This is a genomic window from Mucilaginibacter sp. (assembly GCF_036383575.1).
Lineage (GTDB): Bacteria > Bacteroidota > Bacteroidia > Sphingobacteriales > Sphingobacteriaceae > Mucilaginibacter.
Window position 1 is genome coordinate 16,364 of record NZ_DASVOB010000021.1, and the last position, 15,143, is coordinate 31,506.

Consider the following 15,143-nt stretch of genomic DNA (forward strand, 5'->3'; position numbering starts at 1 on the left):
TTGCAAAACTATTTGTACATTTGCAGCCCCGTTATAGCGGGTAAATAATTAAAAATCAAGTATAATGCAACAGTACGAAATCGTGATCGTTCTAACCCCGTTGCTTTCAGAAGAGACTGCTAAAGAGGCAAATGCCAAATACAGCAAAGTTCTAACTGATGGCGGAGCCGAAATTGTCCAGGAGGATAATTGGGGTTTGAGAAAATTAGCGTACCCTATTCAAAAGAAAACTACAGGGTACTATCACTTAACTGAATTTAAGGCTCCGGGTGAATTAATTAACAAATTGGAGATAGAGTTAAGGCGCGATGAGCGTGTTTTGCGTTTCCTGACCATTGCTTTGGATAAACATGCCATTGCTTACAATGACAAAAAACGTAGCGGTGCTTTTAACAAGAAACCTAAAGCAGAGGAGGCAGCAAACTAATGGCTAACGAACAAATTAAATACGTTACCGCCCCAAAGGTGGAGGATAACCGTAAAAAATACTGCCGTTTCAAAAAGAACGGTATCAAGTATATTGATTACAAAGACGCAAACTTTTTATTAAAGTTCATCAACGACCAAGGTAAAGTATTACCACGTCGTTTAACTGGTACTTCATTAAAGTTTCAGCGTAAAGTGGCTCAGGCTGTTAAACGCGCACGCCACATCGGTTTATTACCTTACGTTACAGATTCATTAAAATAATAGGAGATTTAAGAAATGGAAGTTATTTTAAAACAAGATGTAAAAAACCTGGGTGATAAAGACGATATCGTAAATGTGAAACCAGGTTATGGCCGTAACTACCTTTTACCAAAAGGCTACGCCATATTAGCTACTGAAAGTGCACGTAAAGTTTTAGCTGAAAACCTTAAACAAGCTCAATTTAAGCAAGAAAAAATCCGCAAGGATGCTGATGCTATTGCAGCCCGTTTAGAAGGTGTTAAACTAAACATTGGTGCTAAGGCCGGCGAAACTGGCAAAATCTTTGGTGCTATCAACACTATCCAAATTGCTGATGCATTGAAAAAAGAAGGTTTTGAAGTTGACCGTCGTCGTATCACTTTTGACCAGGAACCAAAATTTGTTGGTGAGTACGTTGCCAACATCAACCTGCACAAAGAAGTTAAAGTACAGGTTCCGTTTGCAGTAGTAGCGGAGTAATTATATTTCGGGATTCGGATTTAAGAGTTCGGATTTTGAAAAATTTAAACAGGTGTTTTGTTAATTCAAAACACCTGTTTTTTTTATGATCAGAATTAAATAAAAACAAATCCGAAATCGAAAATTCGAAATCCTAAATCAAGAATATTTATTTCGGATTTTTGGAAAAAATTTAGAATTTTAGAGGGTGTTTTGTCAATGGCAAAGCACCCTCTTCTTTTATAAGGAAATATTATAACAGTGTTAAAGTTTTTCAGCAAAAACAACCAGAAGTCAAAGTCGGATAAGCGGAACTCCAAATCGGAATCGAAATTTTACGGTATCCCTAAACTTATATTCAGAATTTTCAAACTGGCATTCATTCTGTTTTTTGGCTTAAGCCTGCTGGGCGTAATTGGCTATCGCTTTATCAACCCTCCTTTTACCTGGCTGATGATCGAGCGGGGATTTCAGCGCAAATCGGCAGGTAAGGAATGGAAGATAGATAAAAAGTGGAAAGATTTTGACGACATCTCTGACAATATGAAGCGGGCCGCCGTTGCAGCCGAAGATCAAACGTTTTTGGAACACCACGGTTTTGACTTTAACGCTATTGAAAAAGCTATCGAAAAAAACTCGCACAGCAAAAAACTTATTGGTGGTAGTACCATATCACAACAGGTGGCTAAAAACGTTTTCCTGTGGGAAGGACGTTCCCTGCTCCGTAAAGGCATTGAAGCCTATTTTACTGTACTGATAGAAACCTTCTGGAGTAAAAAACGCATTATGGAGGTTTACCTTAATGAAATTGAAATGGGCGACGGCATTTACGGTGTGGAAGCCGCCTCACAAGCTTATTTCCATAAGTCGGCCTCCGATTTAACCCGACAGGAAGCTGCAGCTATAGCCGTGATCTTCCCAAGCCCTTTGAAATGGTCGGCTACTAATCCTACTAAATATTTAAAGCACAGGCAATACCTGATCATGAAGAATATGAAGAGATTGGGTCCACTGGATTTTTAAGCCCCAAAAAAGAAAATTCCGAGAAGCTATTTAACAAAACTGCTATATCCCGCTCGTCATTGCGAGGTACGAAGCAATCGCGAACTATACAGGGCAGACTTGCATAGCAGCTCTGCCTATTGGGGATTGCTTCGTGCCTCGCAATGACGATTTTTATATGTTTTTAAACAGCTTTTGATACAGGTCGAAGTTTAGTGATAGCGAACTTCAATCTGTATCAGAATTTATTCAATTTCTTCTTACTTATCAGCTCAATTTCCAATCAGGCCTTTCAAAGTGACAGGTGTAGCCGTATGGATTTTTTTGAAGATAATCCTGGTGTTCGGCCTCCGCATTCCAAAAATCAGTTGCAGGTACTACTTCCGTAACGATCTTTCCAGGCCACACGCCAGAGGCTTCCATTTCCGCTATCAATTCGTTAGCTACCTCACGCTGGCTTTCATTTAAATAAAAAATAGCAGAGCGATAAGAAGTCCCGATATCATTTCCCTGCCTGTTCCTGGTAGTTGGATCGTGGATCTGAAAAAAATATTCGAGAAGCTTGCGGTAAGATAATTGAGCAGGATCAAATTCAATCTCAATGCCTTCAGCATGTGTTCCATGATTGCGATAAGTTGCATTAGGTACATCGCCGCCTGTGTATCCTACCACCGTAGAAATAACACCAGGATAATGTCTGAACAATTCTTCTACCCCCCAAAAGCATCCACCGGCCAAAATGGCTTTTTCTGTATTCATAAGGCTTTATATTTAATAAATTAAAGGTAAGGCACAAATGGACAAATGGCAACTGATAAATGAATGATATCTGTACTCCAACAGTCATTATTTACGCAGGTTTAAGTTCAAACCTAACGGCATTATTTTATAACGATACTGTAACCTTTTGTATATTAAGGTCATCTTACTTATATAACCAACTCTACCGCCATGATAAAACAAACACTTAAGCTCAGCTTTTCCTTGTTAACTTTTATCTTTCTGATGAATATTGCCTATAGCCAGGTTAAAAGCACCTCTCCCACTACGTTTACCGATAAAGACATGGTTCAGTGGGATTACAGCTCAAAAGTTATTGGCGAGGATTATACCATCTATGTACATTTCCCTCCGGGCTATGATACCACCAAAACTAAATACCCGGTATTATACATGACTGATGGCGACTGGAACATGACTGTAGCCATGAACTGCTTTAATATGCTGCGGCAGGACTATGAAACCACCGAAGCACTCATTGTAGGCATAGGCTACGGCGAGCGCACTAACCAACGGAGCCGCGATCTGAACCCGGCAACGGGCGGACCAAAATTCATTTCGTTTATTGAGCAGGAGGTAATCCCATTTATACAAAGTAAATACCGCGTAAGCGACAATAAAGCCCTATACGGCTATTCGTACGGCGGCATGTTTACCACTATGGTATTGTTTGAGCATCCCAATCTATTTAACATGATCTTTATAGGGGCACCCGGCAATAACGGCAATGAGCTGATTCCTTCGGCAAAAAAATATTTTGCCAATAATCATAACCTTAACAGCCGGGTATTTTTAGGCGTAGGCTCTTTTGAACATACCACCGCCAAAAACATTGAAGATTTTAAGGCATATATGGAAAGTCAGCACTGCGAGGGGCTTGATATAGCAACAGCCATCACGCCTAATGCCGGGCACGGAGCGGCCTTAGCCCAGGTAATGCAAAACGCTATTGCATTTGCTTATTGTAAAAAACATAAAGAGATAAGCGTACCGGTTAAAGACCTGCAGCAATATATCGGTACTTATGTTATAGCAGGCGATACTAAAGATCATTTCAAACTGTTCATAGCCGACAACAAGCTCCATTTTTCGAACAATGACAACCCTCCTATAACATTTGTACCGTTTGCAAAAGACTCATTTTTCATGTACGAGAATGAAAGAGATGAGGTATTTTTCCATGCTGAAGGAGGTAAGATGTATATACTTTACAGCCCGCTTCACGAAAAACCAACCCGCCTGGATAAAGTAAATTAAACCTATTCTCTTCTATTTATATTTCCAGTGCCTTGATTTACCATCAGTAAGCCACTCAGCAGCTGTTTCCATGCGCTTAAGGCGGGTAGCCTCAGCTTTTGCATCTATTATCCAGTCTATATATTCTTTTTTTTGCGAGTAGCTAAACTGGTTTAAATTAAGCCAGGCTTGCGGATGAGCCTCTAAAAATTTTATAAAGTAGTCTGGTATTACTAATTCCGCCCGTTCGGTAGGGGCCTTTTTTGGCGGTGCTGGTTTTACTTTATTATCTTCATTTAAGGCTATGGCCTGGAGTATAAATTCAACCAATACTTCTCTCGGCGGCAGGTCATCAATACTCGTTAAGCGGCCAAAGCTTCCGGCTGCCTGATCAGCCAGGCTCAATATCTTTTGCGGATCGTACAATAATGATGCCTTCCAAAACCCAAACGAGCAATGCTGCTTAAAGGCCGCCATGGCGCAAACCACTCCCTTGTAATCGAAGAAAGGAGTACTCCATTTCATGGTTTCGGTTACCTGGGGTGCCGTTTCGTGAACAAGTTCGCGTAAGTATTCCAGTATCGGCTTGGCAAATTCAGGCGATTTTTCAATGTAGGCATCAACCCGGCTGTCGTAATGTTCCATAAAATTAAAGTTAGCAATTTCAACGGAGAGTTAAGTATAGCAGCCTTGGGAGGAGCATCGCTTTTATAACAGGAGGCACCTACGGAGCCAACATCCCTTTTGTTGTTTACTATAAACATGGTACTCCTCCGGAGTTTAGTATTGTACACTCCAGAGGAGTGACGTGTTTATAGCAGAATATAAAAGCTGTATTTGGCTCCGTAGGTGCCTACTGTCTGCTATTGATAATATACAAACACAAAAAAAGCCCTCCGGTTAACCGGAGGGCTTCATATGCTTGTTTACCAAATATTATTGGCTGGTAAATTTCTTAGCGTTGATCTTACGTTCGTTCTCGTTAAGATAGATCTTACGTAAGCGGATGCTTTGCGGTGTAACCTCAATGTACTCATCGGCCTGGATATACTCCATTGACTCCTCTAATGAGAATTTAATAGCCGGAGCAATACGTACGTTGGTATCGCTACCTGATGCACGCATGTTGGTTAACTGCTTGCCTTTAGTTAAGTTAATAACCAAATCGTTATCGCGGATGTGCTCGCCTAAAACCTGGCCTTCATAAATATCAACTCCCGGATCAACGTGGAACCTGCCACGATCCTGTAATTTATCAATAGCGAAAGCAGTAGTTTTACCGGTATCCATTGATACCAATACACCATTTAAACGGCCCGGGATCTGACCTTTCCATGGTTCGTATGCTTTGAAACGGTGTGCCATAATAGCCTCGCCGCCTGTTGCAGTTAATACGTTGTTACGTAAACCGATGATACCGCGTGCGGGGATATCAAACTCAAGGTGTTGCAGGTCGCCTTTAGGCTCCATGATCAACAGATCACCTTTACGTTGGGTTACCAGCTCAATTACTTTACCGGCAACATCGCCCGGTACGTCAACAATAAGGGTCTCAACCGGCTCACATTTAACACCGTTAATTTCTTTAACGATAACCTGTGGCTGACCAACCTGCAATTCGTAACCTTCACGACGCATAGTTTCGATCAATACCGACAAGTGAAGGATACCACGACCATACACTAAATATGAATCAGGCGATTCGGTTTCAACAACCTTAAGCGCCAGATTTTTCTCCATCTCTTTGTACAAACGGTCGCGCAGGTGGCGTGAAGTAACAAATTTACCTTCTTTACCAAAGAAAGGTGAAGTATTGATGGTGAACAACATGTTCATTGTTGGCTCATCAATTTTAATTACTTCCAGTTGTTCCGGTTTTTCAAAATCGGCAATGGTATCGCCAATATCAAAACCTTCAATACCTACTACGGCACAGATATCGCCCGAGCTAACTTCTGCAGCACGTACTTTACCCAAACCTTCAAATGTATAAAGTTCTTTAATTCTTGATTTTTGGATAGTGCCATCGCGTTTTACCAATGATACCGGCTGGTTTTCTTTGATAGTACCACGGGCAACCCTACCGATAGCGATACGGCCTACGAAAGATGAATAATCTAACGAAGTGATCTGCATCTGTAAAGTACCTTCAGCAATAGGTGCAGGAGGAATGTTTTCCAAAATGGCATCCATCAACGGGAAAATATCCGTTGTTGGTTTTTTATAATCTGTACTCATCCAGCCTTGTTTTGATGAACCGTAGATAACCGGGAAATCCAGCTGCTCTTCAGTAGCTTCAAGGTTGAAGAATAATTCAAAGATCTGTTCGTAAACTTCTTCGGGGCGGCAGTTCTCTTTATCAACTTTGTTTACAACCACAATTGGCTTAAGGCCTAAAGCCAAAGCTTTTTGAGTTACGAAACGTGTTTGAGGCATAGCACCTTCAAAAGCGTCGCAAAGTAACAATACACCATCGGCCATTTTCAATACACGCTCAACCTCGCCACCAAAATCGGCGTGACCAGGGGTATCGATAATGTTGATCTTAACATCTTTATACCTTACAGATACGTTTTTTGAAACGATGGTGATACCACGCTCACGTTCAAGGTCATTGTTGTCGAGGATTAACTCTCCGGTTTGCTCATTGTCCCTGAAAATGGCACAGCTGTGCAGGATTTTATCAACCAAAGTAGTTTTACCGTGGTCAACGTGCGCTATAATCGCGATATTTCTTATTTTTTGCATGAAAATGCTCCCTAAAATTTGGCGCAAAGGTACACTTAATATATGAGATTTTAAAGCGTTTACAAGTTATAGTTGATAATTAATACATTAAGCTTACCAATCAACGCTTATAGGATAAGCCTTAAAGATAGATTGACGACTTTAAATGTCACCTCTTTCTTCAAATTTTATTTTCAATTCTATATTTTTTGCTGAATTTAGATCGAAATGAAAAAACTTATCACGCTCCTGTTCACGGTAATATTTGCTGTCAATATAATCCATGCCCAAACTAACTGGATAACCCATAAAGCCGACAATCGTGTTTCACTTAAATTTCCTACTGAGCCGGTGGAAGGAATAAAAGGTACATTCATTGCAACATCCAAAGATACGTCGATAACTTACGTTTTTACCGTCGTTGATTTTGCGGCGACTGCCGGTGTTGATTCAACGGCAATTGCTCCTTATAAAACTACACCAGAATTTGCATCCCAACTAAAAGCAGGTATATTAAAAAGCCTTCCTACTGTTGAGCTCGAAGATTTTAAAATAGGGACATGGAAAGGATTTACCAACTATACCAGTACCGGAGTTGACAATAAAAGCAAAAAATACTTCTTATTCATGTTCATCATTGGCAATAAGCTTTATAGTGTGTCATCAATTTTAGCTCCCAATGCAGATATCAAAAAGAAGGATGAGTTTGTATCTACTGTAGAAATAAGTAATTAAACTATACCTTATCTCCCAAAAGCCCAAACCAAAAACTTACTCATTGCACGGCCCCAGGTAGCAGTATCGTGACTACCTCCTACTACTTCAACATATTGAATTTCTTCCGGGCGTTTAAAACCTTTGGCCTCCATTTCCCTGATCAGGTCGATGGTATCATCAATGGCATCAATAATGCCGTTTTTATTACGGTCGCTGGTTTCATCTTTGGTGCCGGTCTGCAGCCAGGCGCTGATAGCCGGTTTAGCTTTGGTTTCCCTTATTACCTGGTGCATCAGCCTATCGGCCTCAGTGTAACCTTTGGCAAGGTCTTTCCCCCTCCACCAAAATGAGCCAGAAAAAACGCCGGCCTTATTAAACAATGCAGGGTTGTTCCAAACAATATCAAAAGCAGATAAACCGCCAAGCGAAAAGCCCGCGAACGCAGTTGTATCAAATTCATTAAAACCTGTCAATTGTTCTAATTGAGGCAGCAATTCTTCTTTTATAAATTGCGTATAGATATCAGCTTTAGTACCCCTGCCTTTAAAATCGGGTTTACCGGCAATTCCATATTCATCCAGGCGGTCATCACCGGCATGGATAGCCACAATCAATACTGGTTTAAGGCGATTGGTATTATATAATGTTTCGAGTGTTGCCTTTAGTCCCAGGTTTTCAAGTTCCTGCCCGTCGTTAAGCAGCAGCAGGTTCAGGGGCTCGGCAATATCGCTATCTTCCGGTTTCAGGATGGTTAAAGTCACGTCTCGCGCAAGCAGTGCAGAGGTTATATTTATATCTTGTTCGGTTATCGTCATTTCAGTATCAAGCCAGCCCGGGTACATCTCTTTCTAAATTAAAATTAAGGGCGCAAAAGTAAGCTATACTTTTTACTTTTTGGGGCTAAGGATTAATATTATCAGGCTGTTGCCTTTTTCAAACAAACCTCCTAACTTACAATCATTATAAAAACTACACTGCTTTGACCGAAAAATTTCACCGCTGGCACTCCCCCAACACCAACACCGACCTCGAAATGCTGGTTTTCGGCGACCGTGGTTACCCCGTGATCGTTTTCCCTACCACCAAAGGCCGCTATTATCAAAACAAAGATTTCGGCCTGATCGAGAGCGTAAAATGGTTTGTTGATAACGGCCTGGTGAAAGTTTACTGCCCCGATACCATCGACGACCGCAGTTGGTATAACAAAGGTATCCACCCGGCCGACAGGGCCAAAACTTATGCCGGATATGATCGTATGCTGATGAACGAGCTTATTCCCTGGGCCATGCATGAAACAGGTGTGAGCAAAGTAGCTGTTGCCGGTTGTAGTTTTGGTGGATACCACGCAGCTAATTTCGCGTTTAAACATCCCGAAAAGGTAAGGCACCTGTTTAGTATGGGAGGGGCTTTTGATATTAAGATGTTTACCGATGGCTATTATGATGATACTATCTTTTACAATAACCCGGTTGATTTTTTGCCGGGCGACAATCAACAGGACCTTTGGAAAATGAATATCATCCTTGGTACATCTGAGCATGACATCTGTAAAGGGTATAACATTCAGCTCTCAAACATTTTAAAGCAAAAAAACATTAAACACTGGCTGGACATCCGCCCGTTTGCCAATCACGACTGGCCTATCTGGCGCGAAATGTTCCCGCATTATTTATCTACTATTAAATAAAGAAGCAAGAAATCAAGATTCAAGAGACAAGAATATAAAAAACAGGAGATCAAGCCTTCAGGAAACAAGTAAAGAAATGAAAAAATAGAGACCGAGATTTACATCAACCAGAAACCAAAGAAAAACAAACACATAAACACACCTATTATCATGAAAAAAATTGGCATCTTATTCGGACAGGAAGATTCGTTTCCACAAGCATTTGTGGACCGCGTAAACCAAAAGACAGAGAAAGGCATTAGTGCCGAGTTTGTACGGCTCGATAAGATAATGCAGGCCGAACCGCTTGACTATGCTGTGATCATCGACCGTATTTCGCAGGATGTACCGTACTATCGCGCAGCCTTAAAAAACGCCGCCATTTGCGGTACAGCCGTGATCAACAACCCCTTTTGGTGGAGCGCCGATGAAAAGTTTTTCAATAACGCCCTTGCCGTAAAAATTGGCGTCCCTGTACCTAAAACGGTGATCCTGCCGTCAAAGGAACTACCCGATGATACTACCAATAAATCGTTCCGTAACCTGGCTTACCCGTTGGATTGGAACGGCATTTTTAACTATGTAGGTTTTCCGGCCTATATGAAACCATTTGACGGCGGCGGCTGGAAAGAGGTTTACAAAATTGAAAATGAAAAAGATTTTTTCAGCAAATACGATAAAACAAAGCAACATGTAATGATGCTGCAGGAAGAGGTTGTTTTTGACGATTATTTCCGCTGCTATTGCATTGGCAGCAAGCATGTACGCATTATGCAGTATGAGCCTCGCAATCCGCATCACCTGCGCTATGAGCATGGTAAGGCTCCGGCCTCCAAAAAACTATTGGACACTGTTAAGGATTATGTAATAAAACTAAACCAATATTTAGGTTACGATTTTAATACCGTGGAGTTTGCTGTACGTGACGGTATCCCTTACGCAATCGACTTCTGCAACCCTGCCCCCGATGCCGAAGTTACCAGCGTAGGCCAGGAAAACTTTGACTGGGTAGTCGAAACCGCCGCCGATTATGCTATTGAACGCGCCAAAGGTCAAAAAGACGGACTGGACAACCTTACCTGGGGCGAGTTTGTAAAAACATCGGCAGCAAAAACACTGCTGGTAGCGGCTGTGAAAAAAGCCCCCGTTAAAGCCGATGTTTCAGTAGCCGCGGTTGACCATGCTATTGAAGCAGAAGGGAAAGAGAAGAAAGCTAAAGCAGTTAAAGCACCGGTTGTAAAAGCTGCCGCGGTGAAGGAGCCGGTGGTAAAAGGACCGGCCGTTGCAAAAGAACCAGTAGTAAAAGCGACTGCTGTAAAAGAAAAAGTAGCACCTAAGCCAAAAAAGGCTGCTAAGAAATAATATAAAGTCATGCCGAACTTGTTTCGGCACCTCACCTGCTAAGTTAAACTTGCACGGTTTATACCCTGCATTGGGGTGCTGAAACAAGTTCAGCATGACGTTTTTTACTAACCCTAACCAATTATGAACGAATTTACCTTAGGCGTTGAAGAAGAATTTATGGTGATCGATCCCGTATCCCGGGAACTAAAATCGCATGAGCAAAAAATTGTGGACAGCGCGCAAAAGATCCACGAAGACCAGGTAAAGGCCGAAATGCACCAGGCTGTAGTTGAGGTGGGTACACATATTTGCCGCAATACCCAGGAAGCCCGCAAAGAGGTAAGTAAGCTTCGCACTACCGTGGCCCAGCTGGCCGGAGATATCGGTCTGCGGATTGGCGCCGCCGGCACGCACCCATTTTCGCACTGGCAGCACCAGTTGATTACCGATAATCCGAGGTATTTTGAAATTGTGGATGAGATGCAGGAGGCTGCCCGTTCAAACCTTATTTTTGGGTTGCACGTACATGTGGGCATCCAGTCGCGCGATATGGCTATTCACATTGCTAACCAGGTACGGTACTTTTTGCCGCACATTTATGCATTGTCAACAAACTCACCCTTTTGGGAAGGGCGCAATACGGGTTTCAAATCATTCCGCACCAAGGTTTTTGACAAGTTCCCGCGTACAGGCATACCAGATTATTTTAGCAGCATTGAGGAATATGACCGCTACATTAAGCTGCTGGTAAAAACCAATTGCATTGATAACGCCAAGAAGATCTGGTGGGATATCCGCGTACATCCCTTCTTTGAAACCATCGAGTTCCGCATTTGCGACTGCCCTATGCTGGTTGATGAAACCATTGCTTTTACCGCTTTATTCCAGGCTTTGTGTGCTAAGCTGTATAAGCTCAGGGCACAAAACATGACGTTCATTAACTATTCGCGTGCACTCATCAATGAAAATAAATGGCGTGCGGCCCGCTACGGTATCGACGGTAAAATGATTGATTTTGGTAAGGAAATGGAGGTAAATACCCGTTCGCTGATATTGGAACTACTTGATTTTGTAGACGATGTTGTTGATGAACTTGGCTCGCGCGATGACCTGCAATACGTACATAATATATTGGAGCATGGCACCGGTGCCGACAGGCAACTGGCCATTTACCAGCAAAACAATAACTTTACCGACGTGGTGGATTATATCACCTCGCAAACATTGAAGGGGTTGTAGAAGCCCCACCCAAACCCTCCCCTAAAGGGAGAGGGCTTTAATCAAAAGACTTGATATTTAATTACAAACAAAAATTAAAAGTCTCCCCCTTCAGGGGGAGATTTAGAGGGGGCATATGAAACCGGAAATAAAAGTGGCCATACTTGATCTGTATGATGGGATAGCGAACGAAGGTATGCGCGGTTTCCAGGATATTTTAAAGCGATATAAGGCCGAACATGATCTGAATTTAACTTTCCAGATCTTTGATGTTCGCCGTAAATGCGAGATGGCAAATCTCAACTTTGACATTTACATTTCAAGCGGCGGCCCTGGCAACCCATTGGAAACAGAGGGCACCGAATGGGAAAAGAAGTACTTCAACCTGGTTAACAAACTGGAAGATCATAACCTATCTAACAACAGCAATAAAAAGCATGTATTCTTCGTGTGTCACTCGTTCCAGTTGATGTGCCGTCATTACAAACTGGGAGATATCAATATGCGCCGTTCGCCTTCATTTGGGGTGCTGCCTGTTAATAAGACTGAACTGGGCTTGAACGAACCATTGTTTGAAGGTTTAGCAGAGCCTTTTTACACTGTTGATTCGCGAAGCTGGCAGGTGATCAACCCGGATGAAAAACGCTTTAAGGAATTGGGTATGCACCTGGTAGCGATAGAGAAGGAGCGCCCGCATATTGATTTGCCGAGGGCAATGATGGCTATTCGGTACAATGATTATTTCTTCGCCACACAGTTCCACCCCGAAGCAGACGCTGCGGGGATGAAAGGGATGCTGCTTCGCGAAGAAAAAAAACAGGAAGTGATCAGCGAGCATGGCGAGGTTAAATACCGTGAAATGCTTGAACGCCTCGATGATCAGGACAAAATAACACATACCCAGCATACGCTGATCCCTAATTTTTTGGATGCGGCGGTTGAAAGCGTGTTGGGCGTGGTATAATTATAATGCTATATATAACGCTATGTCATTGCGAGCGCAGCGCGGCAACCGCATACTATACAGAGCGGTCGCGCTTCCGTGCGATTGCTTCGTCGTTCCTCCTCGCAATGACATGGTTAATATGAATCATCTATGAATCCATCAGTTAGAAAAACATTTAACGAAAAATTCAGCGACGAGAAATACAGTCAATTTCTTGATAAGCTCAATAATGACTTAAAAGAACCTGTCCCTTTCCGCGTAGCAGAAACACCTGTTTTTTTGACTGCTGATTTTCGTGATAAGCTTATAGCTGCCGGTGATGCTATTGTTGACACCATCCTGAGGCCCGATTTTAAGGAAATTACCGAACGCGCCATTCCTGATTTTTGGCGGATAGCCAATGAAAATGATCATCCTCATTTTATCGCACTGGATTTCGGGATCTGTAAAGATGAGCAGGGAAATATCGTACCCAAACTGATCGAATTGCAGGGCTTCCCTTCACTTTATGGTTTCCAGGTTCATTTAGGCGATACTTACCGGGAAGTTTATGATCTCCCAAATGACGAAACTATCTTTTTTAGCGGATTGAATAAAGAAAGTTATCTGGATCTTCTTAAAAAAACAGTTCTTGGCCCCTACCAACCTGATGAAGTTGTGCTGATGGATGTAAATGCCCCCGAACAAAAAACAGCGGTCGATTTTTATCTTACCCAAAAGTACATTGGCACGCCGGTGGTATCGTTAAGCGACCTGATCCAGGATGGTAAAAAGCTTTATTACATGTCCGGCGATGAAAAGAAGCAGATCAAACGCATTTACAACCGTTTGATATTTGATGAAATAGCAGGCGACCCGGAGATATTCACCAAGGTTGCCGATATCAGGCAGCCCCTTGAGGTTGAGTGGATCACACATCCAAACTGGTTTTACCGCATCAGCAAATTCACCATGCCTTTTTTAACCGGTGATTATATCCCCAAAACGCAGTTTATGCACCAGTTAGCGCAAATTCCTGCCGATTTGGAAAACTATGTACTTAAACCGTTGTTCTCCTTTGCAGGTCAGGGTGTAATTATTGATATTAGTAAAGAGGATTTAGAGGCCATTACAGATCCGGAGAACTGGATCTTACAGCAAAAGGTAAATTACGAGCCCGTTGTACAATCGCCGGAAGGTGGCGTAAAGGCCGAGATCAGGCTGCTTTACCTTTGGCCCGCTGGGGATGAAAAACCTACGCTTGCCATCAACCTTGCACGGTTAAGCCGCGGAAAAATGATAGGCGTACGTTATAACAAGGATTTTAACTGGGTTGGCGGCACAATTGCTTTTATGCCCCGTTAAACTTTGTACTAATTACCCTGTCTGTACGTATATATTAAATAATGCTTAATTTTGTCTTTATGAATATGCAGATCATCATTATCGCGATACTTTTTGCAGGCGCTGTTTTCTACATCGGCCGTATGATGTACAAGGCTCTTACTACCAAAAAAAGCTGTGGTGGCAATTGCAAATGCGGTGTTGATTTTTCGGGTATTGAACCTGGAAAAACCGCCAAATAATGCTAAATTCCCATTTCATACAATCTTCATAACTAACCAATACTTTTAGTAAAGTAATTTCTCTTAATGTCATCAAGCAAGCAAGTTTTTCAGGCTGATAATCCCGGTAGGTGGAACCGTTTTAAATGGCTAAGCCGTATACTACTGGCTGCATTGGTTATTGGTATTATAGCCGTAATTGTAACTATCCGCTCAACATATTACCCCGAGCTCCCCAATCTTAATCCTGCTCCCAAAAAAATGACCAAAGAGGAGCTTGAGAAGTTAAAACAGTCAACAAAATTCAAATCGTTCAAAATTCAAAAGTCTGAGATAGAAGCCCTTGAACGTGCCAAGAGACTCCACCAGCTTAAACAGCCCAACAATAAAGACCGTATCAATGCCGCTTTTTACCGTGCATGGGAACCGCAGGCCTACAACTCGCTGGTAGTGAACATTAGCCACCTGGATATGGTGGTAAGCGAAGGTTTTTTTATAGCCCCAAACACGGATACGGTAATAACGAAGCTTGATACCGGGTTAATGAACCTTAATAAAAAGTATAACAAGCCTATTATTGTATCGCTGTCAAACTACGTAAATAAGGATAATGCAAGCGGAGGATACGATACAAAAGATGTAGAACGTATTGTTAACAACAAGGTGCTCCGTGGCAACTTCATTAACAGCATAGTTAACTCACTGACCAAAAACAAGCTAAAGGGGATCAATGTTGATTTTGATGAGCTTAAAGATCGAAACAGCAAAAACTACACTACTTTTCAAAAAGAGCTTTATGAAACCCTGCATGCAAAAGGTTTCCTGGTTACGCAAA

The 15,143-nt window shown here is 42.2% G+C and carries 16 protein-coding genes and 1 pseudogene; 13 read left to right on the forward strand and 4 right to left on the reverse strand.

Translation table 11 applies throughout. The features are described 5' to 3' along the window. Positions 1-64 precede the first annotated feature (64 nt). From rpsF to mtgA, 4 genes are all read left to right on the forward strand, one after another. A complete protein-coding gene (rpsF, locus tag VF500_RS00680) occupies positions 65-427 on the forward strand; it encodes a 30S ribosomal protein S6 (protein WP_330857830.1) in 363 nt (120 codons plus the stop codon). Next, a complete protein-coding gene (gene rpsR, locus VF500_RS00685) occupies positions 427-690 on the forward strand; it encodes a 30S ribosomal protein S18 (protein ID WP_022833472.1) in 264 nt (87 codons plus the stop codon). The genes rpsF and rpsR overlap by 1 nt, the downstream gene beginning before the upstream one ends. Before the next feature lie 15 nt (positions 691-705). Next, the gene (gene rplI / locus VF500_RS00690) at positions 706-1,149 is read left to right on the forward strand and encodes a 50S ribosomal protein L9 (RefSeq protein ID WP_091166691.1); all 444 of its coding nucleotides are present in this window, start codon (positions 706-708) and stop codon (positions 1,147-1,149) included. A gap of 333 nt (positions 1,150-1,482) precedes the next feature. Next, a complete protein-coding gene (gene mtgA / locus VF500_RS00695; RefSeq protein ID WP_414688556.1) occupies positions 1,483-2,151 on the forward strand; it encodes a monofunctional biosynthetic peptidoglycan transglycosylase in 669 nt (222 codons plus the stop codon). A 246-nt stretch (positions 2,152-2,397) separates the two neighbouring features. On the opposite strand, the gene msrA is transcribed toward mtgA, so the two are convergent. Next, positions 2,398-2,889 carry a peptide-methionine (S)-S-oxide reductase MsrA gene (msrA, locus tag VF500_RS00700; RefSeq protein ID WP_330857831.1) on the reverse strand — a complete coding sequence of 164 codons (492 nt, stop codon included), beginning with the start codon at positions 2,887-2,889 and terminating at the stop codon, positions 2,398-2,400. Positions 2,890-3,081: 192 nt separating this feature from the next. Between msrA and VF500_RS00705 the strand changes: the two genes are divergently transcribed. After that, positions 3,082-4,167 carry an alpha/beta hydrolase gene (locus tag VF500_RS00705; RefSeq protein ID WP_330857832.1) on the forward strand — a complete coding sequence of 362 codons (1,086 nt, stop codon included), beginning with the start codon at positions 3,082-3,084 and terminating at the stop codon, positions 4,165-4,167. A 12-nt stretch (positions 4,168-4,179) separates the two neighbouring features. Here the strand turns inward: VF500_RS00705 and VF500_RS00710 are convergent, their stop codons facing one another. Together VF500_RS00710 and typA are read right to left on the reverse strand one after the other, a co-directional pair. Next, positions 4,180-4,791, reverse strand: coding sequence for a YdeI/OmpD-associated family protein (locus tag VF500_RS00710; RefSeq protein ID WP_330857833.1), 612 nt, complete (start codon positions 4,789-4,791; stop codon positions 4,180-4,182). Positions 4,792-5,082: 291 nt separating this feature from the next. Next, the gene (gene typA, locus VF500_RS00715; RefSeq protein ID WP_330857834.1) at positions 5,083-6,894 is read right to left on the reverse strand and encodes a translational GTPase TypA; all 1,812 of its coding nucleotides are present in this window, start codon (positions 6,892-6,894) and stop codon (positions 5,083-5,085) included. Positions 6,895-7,101: 207 nt separating this feature from the next. Here typA and VF500_RS00720 point away from each other — a divergent pair, with 207 nt between their 5' ends. Next, on the forward strand, positions 7,102-7,608 hold the full coding sequence (locus VF500_RS00720; RefSeq protein WP_330857835.1) for a hypothetical protein: 507 nt from the start codon (positions 7,102-7,104) through the stop codon (positions 7,606-7,608). 8 nt (positions 7,609-7,616) lie between these two features. Here VF500_RS00720 and VF500_RS00725 read toward each other — a convergent pair whose 3' ends face one another. Beyond that, a complete protein-coding gene (locus tag VF500_RS00725; RefSeq protein WP_330857836.1) occupies positions 7,617-8,432 on the reverse strand; it encodes an alpha/beta hydrolase in 816 nt (271 codons plus the stop codon). Positions 8,433-8,569: 137 nt separating this feature from the next. On the opposite strand from VF500_RS00725, the gene VF500_RS00730 reads away from it, so the two are divergent. The 7 genes and pseudogenes from VF500_RS00730 to VF500_RS00760 form a co-directional block, all read left to right on the forward strand. Continuing rightward, positions 8,570-9,277 carry an esterase family protein gene (locus VF500_RS00730; RefSeq protein WP_330857837.1) on the forward strand — a complete coding sequence of 236 codons (708 nt, stop codon included), beginning with the start codon at positions 8,570-8,572 and terminating at the stop codon, positions 9,275-9,277. A 150-nt stretch (positions 9,278-9,427) separates the two neighbouring features. Continuing rightward, complete coding sequence (locus tag VF500_RS00735) at positions 9,428-10,618, forward strand: hypothetical protein (protein WP_330857838.1); 1,191 nt, start codon at positions 9,428-9,430, stop codon at positions 10,616-10,618. 123 nt (positions 10,619-10,741) lie between these two features. Further along, a complete protein-coding gene (locus VF500_RS00740) occupies positions 10,742-11,839 on the forward strand; it encodes a carboxylate-amine ligase (RefSeq protein ID WP_330857839.1) in 1,098 nt (365 codons plus the stop codon). 115 nt (positions 11,840-11,954) lie between these two features. Further along, positions 11,955-12,782: a type 1 glutamine amidotransferase gene (locus VF500_RS00745; protein WP_330857840.1), complete on the forward strand. Its 828-nt coding sequence runs from the start codon at positions 11,955-11,957 to the stop codon at positions 12,780-12,782. 132 nt (positions 12,783-12,914) lie between these two features. Further along, entirely contained in the window at positions 12,915-14,108 is a 1,194-nt protein-coding gene (locus VF500_RS00750; RefSeq protein WP_330857841.1) for a hypothetical protein, read from the forward strand. A gap of 41 nt (positions 14,109-14,149) precedes the next feature. After that, positions 14,150-14,329 (forward strand): FeoB-associated Cys-rich membrane protein, encoded by a 180-nt coding sequence (locus VF500_RS00755; protein ID WP_330857842.1) that lies wholly within the window; start codon positions 14,150-14,152, stop codon positions 14,327-14,329. A gap of 66 nt (positions 14,330-14,395) precedes the next feature. Beyond that, a pseudogene (locus VF500_RS00760) lies at positions 14,396-15,143 on the forward strand (glycosyl transferase family 2); the annotation flags it as partial.

Excerpts from the sequence above, each read along its gene's own strand:
- rpsR (WP_022833472.1), top strand. The coding sequence starts at position 427 with ATGGCTAACGAACAAATTAAATACGTTACCGCCCCAAAGGTGGAGGAT.
- VF500_RS00720 (WP_330857835.1), top strand. The coding sequence starts at position 7,102 with ATGAAAAAACTTATCACGCTCCTGTTCACGGTAATATTTGCTGTCAAT.
- VF500_RS00745 (WP_330857840.1), top strand. The coding sequence starts at position 11,955 with ATGAAACCGGAAATAAAAGTGGCCATACTTGATCTGTATGATGGGATA.
- rpsF (WP_330857830.1), top strand. The coding sequence starts at position 65 with ATGCAACAGTACGAAATCGTGATCGTTCTAACCCCGTTGCTTTCAGAA.
- VF500_RS00735 (WP_330857838.1), top strand. The coding sequence starts at position 9,428 with ATGAAAAAAATTGGCATCTTATTCGGACAGGAAGATTCGTTTCCACAA.
- rplI (WP_091166691.1), top strand. The coding sequence starts at position 706 with ATGGAAGTTATTTTAAAACAAGATGTAAAAAACCTGGGTGATAAAGAC.
- VF500_RS00710 (WP_330857833.1), bottom strand. The coding sequence starts at position 4,791 with ATGGAACATTACGACAGCCGGGTTGATGCCTACATTGAAAAATCGCCT.
- VF500_RS00705 (WP_330857832.1), top strand. The coding sequence starts at position 3,082 with ATGATAAAACAAACACTTAAGCTCAGCTTTTCCTTGTTAACTTTTATC.
- VF500_RS00740 (WP_330857839.1), top strand. The coding sequence starts at position 10,742 with ATGAACGAATTTACCTTAGGCGTTGAAGAAGAATTTATGGTGATCGAT.
- VF500_RS00725 (WP_330857836.1), bottom strand. The coding sequence starts at position 8,432 with ATGTACCCGGGCTGGCTTGATACTGAAATGACGATAACCGAACAAGAT.
- VF500_RS00755 (WP_330857842.1), top strand. The coding sequence starts at position 14,150 with ATGCTTAATTTTGTCTTTATGAATATGCAGATCATCATTATCGCGATA.
- msrA (WP_330857831.1), bottom strand. The coding sequence starts at position 2,889 with ATGAATACAGAAAAAGCCATTTTGGCCGGTGGATGCTTTTGGGGGGTA.
- VF500_RS00750 (WP_330857841.1), top strand. The coding sequence starts at position 12,915 with ATGAATCCATCAGTTAGAAAAACATTTAACGAAAAATTCAGCGACGAG.
- typA (WP_330857834.1), bottom strand. The coding sequence starts at position 6,894 with ATGCAAAAAATAAGAAATATCGCGATTATAGCGCACGTTGACCACGGT.